General features: G+C 69.8%; 1 protein-coding gene and 1 other annotated feature. The gene reads right to left on the bottom strand.

Annotated elements, in window-relative coordinates; translation table 11 throughout:
- Positions 1-1,241 (bottom strand): IS3 family transposase gene (locus H5J29_RS33335; protein WP_181784859.1). Its coding sequence is split into 2 segments (ribosomal slippage), with 1,242 coding nucleotides annotated over them: positions 1-954 and positions 954-1,241; the frame shifts between segments, so codons are not numbered across the junction. This gene is flagged as partial in the annotation.
- Positions 836-967 (bottom strand) — a sequence feature (AL1L pseudoknot). Its footprint overlaps the gene before it by 132 nt.

Genomic DNA, 1,241 nt, shown 5'->3' with positions numbered 1-1,241 from the left:
GGTGAGCGTAGTAGTTGTTCTCGTACTCGACCGGTGGGATGTTGCCGATCATGGAGTGCAGCCGGTTGGTGTTGAACCAGTGCACCCACGAGGCGGTGGCCAGCTCGAGGTCCTCCACGTTGCGCAGCGGCCCGTCTCGGCGGACGCACTCGGACTTGTATAACCCGATCAGCGACTCGGCCATGGCGTTGTCATAGGAGTCCCCGACCGAGCCGATCGACGCGACCGCGCCGGCTTCGGCGAGCCGGTTGCCGTAGCGGATGGCCGTGTACTGAGACCCGGCATCCGAGTGGTGGATCAACCCGTCAAGGCGGCCGTCACGGGTCTGGCCTGCGCGTTCGCGGGTCCATAGCGCCATCTCCAGGGCGTCGAGCGGGAGCTCGGTGGGCATCCGGGACGCGCAGCGCCACCCGACGACCCGCCGCGAGTACACATCGGACACGAACGCGGTGAACACCGTCCCGGACCATGTCGGGACGTAGGTCATGTCCACCACCCAGAGCTGGTTCGGCCGTGCCGCGGTGAAGTCCCGATCCACCAGATCCGGTGCCCGGCCCGTCTGCTTGTCGGGGCGAGTGGTGATCACCGGCTGCCCGCGACGCACCCCGCGCAGCCCCAGCGAGCGCATCAGCCGCTCCACCGTGCAACGCGCCACCGGCCGCCCCGACCGGCCTGTGACGCCGTCGCGGCGCAGCTGGCGCCACATCTTGCGGGCCCCGTAGAGGCCGCGGCCCTTGTCCCGGTCGAAGAACGTGGCCTCGATCGTCTCCGCCAGCGCCGCGTCGGTCAGTGCCCGCCGCGACGGCGGGCGGTTCTTGTGGGCGTAGTAGCCCGACGGGGCGACCGCGATGCCCGCAGCGTGCAGGACAGCGCAGATCGGCTCGACCCCGAACCGGTCCTTGTGAGCGTCGATGTAGGCGACGATCAGCGGATACGGCGGTCGAGCTCCGCCGCCGCGAAAAACGCCGACGCCGTCTTGAGGATCTCGTTCGCCCGCCGAAGCTCGGCGTTCTCCTGGCGCAGCCGCTTGAGCTCCTCAGACTCCCCGGTGGTCACACCCGGCGCGACACCATCGTCGATGTCGGCCTGGCGGCACCAGCCGCGCAGAGTGTCGGGCAGGATCCCCAACTGCGGGCCGATCCGCTTGCACGCCGCGTTGACCGACAGACCCGGCTCCTCCGCGCGCGCCTGGCGGACCATCCGCTTCGCGCGCTCACGCATCTCGTCGCTGAACTTCCTCG

The sequence above is a fragment of the Pseudonocardia pini genome (genome assembly GCF_013870575.1).
Classification (GTDB): Bacteria; Actinomycetota; Actinomycetes; order Mycobacteriales; family Pseudonocardiaceae; genus Pseudonocardia; species Pseudonocardia pini.
The sequence above is the reverse complement of the archived record's forward strand: the minus strand, read 5'-3'. Positions and strand labels throughout refer to the sequence as shown.